The organism is Methylobacterium sp. WL18, assembly GCF_008040015.1.
In the GTDB taxonomy this organism is placed as follows: Bacteria; Pseudomonadota; Alphaproteobacteria; order Rhizobiales; family Beijerinckiaceae; genus Methylobacterium; species Methylobacterium mesophilicum.
This window is the reverse complement of the sequence record NZ_VRVD01000470.1, coordinates 1-3,724: the sequence shown is the minus strand read 5'-3', so window position 1 is coordinate 3,724 and position 3,724 is coordinate 1. Positions and strand designations below refer to the sequence as shown.

Below are 3,724 nucleotides of genomic sequence, written 5' to 3'. Positions count from 1 at the left end.
TCCGCCCACCGACCCGGAGGCCGCCGAGCGCGCCCGCGTCGAGGACGAGAAGGCCCGGGAGGCGTTCGGCAAGCTGCTGACGCTCTCGCCGGAGGAGGCTGCGGCCGCGATCATCCAGGGGATCGAGCGGCGCCGCCCCCGCATCCTGATCGGCAAGGACGCGAAGAGCGCCGCGCTGATCCAGCGGCTGATGCCGGTGGGCTACTGGAAGACGATCGTGCGCCTGTCCGGCGGGAAGGTCTGAGATGGCGAGCCTGCGCGCACATATCGGCACCTGGATGGTGCGCACCAAGGTGCGCGGCCCCCTGTCGAAGGCCCGGGACGCCGCCGCGTTCCGCCGGATCTTCGAGGCGCCGGCCTTCGCCGATCCGAAGGGGGTCACCTACGAGCCCGGCACGGTCGGCGGGGTGCGGGGGGAATGGGTCAGGCCGAAATCCGGGTCCGGCCAGCGGATGCTCTATCTTCATGGCGGCGGCTTCATCGCCTGCTCGCCGCGCACCCACCGGCCGGTGACCGGCGCGCTGGCCAACCGCGGGTTCACCATCTTCGTCCCCGATTACCGCCTCGCCCCCGAGCACCCGTTCCCGGCGGCGATCGAGGACGTGACGGCGGTCTGGCAGGCGTTCGGGGCCGAGGGGCCGGCCTGCATCGCCGGCGAATCGGCCGGCGCCAACATGGCCCTGGTTCTGATCGGCGAGGCGCGGGCGCGGGGCCTGCCGACGCCCTGGGCCGCCGCCCTGTTCTCGCCGGCCACCGACTTCGTCTCCGAGGACGGCTCGCGGCGCACGAATGCGTGGCGCGACGCGATGTTCGACCCCGGGGCGCTCGCGGTGATCCGCACGATGTATCTCGGCACCGCAGACCCGGCCGATCCCCGGATCTCGCCGATCAACGCCGACCCGACCGGCTACCCGCCGCTCCTGTTCCACGTGGGCGAGCGCGAGGTCCTGCGCGACGATTCGATCCGCATGGCCGAGAAGGCCCGTGCGGCCGGTGTCGTGACCGAGCTGAAGCTGTTCCCTGTCGTGGCCCATGCCTGGCAGTTCGCCGCCCACATGCTGCCGGAGGCGCGCGCCTCCCTCGACGGGGCCGCCGCCTTCCTGAAGGCGCACGGACCGCCGAATGCCGCCGCGTCCACGGGGGCTTCGCGATGACTGCGACGGCGTCCGCCCCGGCGACCCTCGAAGTCCTGATCGTCGGGGCCGGCTTCTCCGGCCTCGCCATGGCGATCCGCTGCCGGCAGGCCGGGATCGGGCCCCTGCGGGTAATCGAGAAGGCCGCCGACATCGGCGGGACCTGGCGGGAGAACACCTATCCGGGCGCGGCTTGCGACGTGCCCTCGCACCTCTACTCCCTGTCGTTCGCCCCGAAGTCCGACTGGTCGCGGATGTATGCCCCGCAGCCGGAGATCCAGGCCTACCTGCGCGAGACCGCCGAGCGCCACGGGCTGATGCCGCTGATCCAGCTCGGCACCGCGTTCACCGGGGCGACCTGGGACGAGGCCCGGGCCCTCTGGCACGTCGAGACCGATCGCGGGCCGCTGACGGCGCGCGCGATCGTCTCGGCCATGGGCGGCCTGCACCATCCCGCCTATCCCGACCTGCCCGGCCGGGACGCGTTCGCGGGGCCGGCCTTCCACACGGCGTCCTGGGATCATTCCGTCGATCTCGCGGGCAAGCGCGTCGGCGTGATCGGCACCGGGGCCAGCGCGATCCAGGTCGTGCCGGAACTGGCCAAGCGTGCCGCGCACCTCACCCTGTTCCAGCGGACGCCGCCCTGGATCATGCCCAAGCACGACCACGCCATCCCGGAGGCCACCCAGGCGCGCTACCGGCGGCTGCCGTTCCTCCGGCGGCTCGAGCGGGCGCGGCTGTTCTGGCTGCACGAGCTGCGCGCGCTCTTCGGCTTCACCAAGGTCTCCAAGCTGACCAAGCAGGCCGAGGGACTGGCCCGCCACCACCTCGCCAAGGCGGTGCCCGACCGGGCGTTGCGGGCGAAGCTGACGCCGAACTACCGCCTCGGCTGCAAGCGCGTGCTGATCTCCGACGAATACTACCCGGCGCTCCAGCGCCCGAACGTGACGCTGGAGACCGGCGACATCACCCGGATCACCGAAGGCGGCGTGACCACCGCGGACGGCCACGCGCACGCCCTCGACGCGATCGTCTACGCCACGGGCTTCGACGTCACCGGGAGCTTCACCCGGATGAACCTCGTCGGGCGCGATGGATTGCGGCTCACCGATGCCTGGGCGGACGGGATGGGCGCCTACCAGGGCATCACGGTCGCGGGCTTCCCGAACTACTTCATGCTGCTCGGCCCCAATACCGGGCTGGGCCACAACTCGATCATATCCATGATCGAGGTTCAGGCGCGGCACGTCCTCGACTGCCTGGGGGCCCTGCGCAAGGGCGCCCGGGCGATCGAGGTCCGCCCGGAGGCGCAGGCGCGCTTCCTCGACCGGATCCGGACGCGGCTGGCCGACAGCATCTGGCAGACGGGCGGCTGCCGCAGCTGGTACCTCGACGCCGACGGGCGCAACACCACCCTGTGGCCCGATTCGGTGATGGCCTACCGCCGCAGCGCCCGGCGCGCCCGGATGGCGGATTACCGGCTGGGGTGAGGCGGCAGGCCTGTCAGGCCGCCTGAGTCCGGCTGGCGGCGAACAAGGTCGCCTCCAGTTTCTGCACCGGCATCGGCCGCCCGAGATGGTAGCCCTGCAGGAACGGGCAGCCCATCGATTGCAGCATCTGCAGGTCGTCCGGCGACTCGACCCCCTCGGCCACGACCTCCAGCCCGAGCAAGGTGCCGAGGCCGAGCACCGCCAGGACCAGCCCGCGCTTGTCGTCGCAGGTGCTGAGGCCGGTGACGAAGCTGCGGTCGATCTTGATCCGGTCGGCCCGGAGCTGCCGGAGCGAGGACAGGGACGAGTAGCCGATGCCGAAATCGTCGAGCGCCACCCGGATGCCGGCGCGCGAGAGCGCCTGGAGCTTGCCCTGGACCGCGCCGAGATCGAGGGCGGTCTCCTCGGTGATCTCGATCTCCAGGAGTGCGGCCGGCAGGTCGAGGGCGGCCAGGCGCGCGATCACGATCTCGTCCACCGGGATCTGCGCCATCTCTCGGGGCGAGACGTTCATCGCCACCCGGACGGTGCCGAGGCCCCGGGCCCGCAGGATCTCCATCATCCGGCAGACCTGATCGAGGATGAAGCGCAGGAGCGACTCGGTCAGGCCGGCCATGCCGGCGGCGGCGATCAGGTCGGGGGGCGCGATCCAGCCCAGGCGCGGGTGGTGCCAGCGCACCAGCGCCTCGAGCCCGACCAGCGTCCGGGCGTCCAGGGCGTAGATCGGCTGGAACCAGACTTCGAGGGCGCACTCGACCAGCGCGTGCGACAGGTCGCGCTCCAGCTCGCGCCGCATCTCCAGGCAGTCGCGCAGGCCGGCGTCGAACAGCCGGAAGCGGTTCCGGCCCGCGGCCTTCGAGGCGTACAGCGCCTCGTCGGCGCAGCTGAGCATCGCCATCAGGTCGGGCTCGGGTTGGGCGTGGACGCCGATGCTGACCCCGAGCCGCCCCTCGTCGAAGCCGTCGAACGGCTGCGCGACGGCCGCGATCAGGCCGGCGGCGAGATCGGCGTAGGGCATGCCCGCCGCGACGGGATCGTACAGCACCGCGAACTCGTCCCCGCCCAGCCGCGCGGCGAGTCCGCCCGGCGGCAGGGCGGGGA

At 72.3% G+C, this 3,724-nt stretch carries 3 protein-coding genes and 1 pseudogene; 3 read left to right on the top strand and 1 reads right to left on the bottom strand.

Annotated features, from left to right (window positions below):
- The 3 genes and pseudogenes from FV228_RS23105 to FV228_RS23095 form a co-directional block, all read left to right on the top strand.
- Window positions 1-244, top strand: a pseudogene (locus FV228_RS23105) (acetoin dehydrogenase); the annotation flags it as partial.
- A 1-nt stretch (window position 245) separates the two neighbouring features.
- Window positions 246-1,154, top strand: a complete 909-nt coding sequence (locus FV228_RS23100) for an alpha/beta hydrolase (RefSeq protein WP_147856730.1) — start codon at window positions 246-248, stop codon at window positions 1,152-1,154.
- Window positions 1,151-2,623, top strand: a complete 1,473-nt coding sequence (locus FV228_RS23095) for an NAD(P)/FAD-dependent oxidoreductase (protein WP_147856729.1) — start codon at window positions 1,151-1,153, stop codon at window positions 2,621-2,623. The genes FV228_RS23100 and FV228_RS23095 overlap by 4 nt, the downstream gene beginning before the upstream one ends.
- 13 nt (window positions 2,624-2,636) lie before the next feature.
- Here FV228_RS23095 and FV228_RS23090 read toward each other — a convergent pair.
- Window positions 2,637-3,724, bottom strand: a 1,088-nt coding sequence (locus tag FV228_RS23090; protein ID WP_147856728.1) for a GGDEF domain-containing phosphodiesterase, incomplete at its 5' end; no start/stop codon positions are given.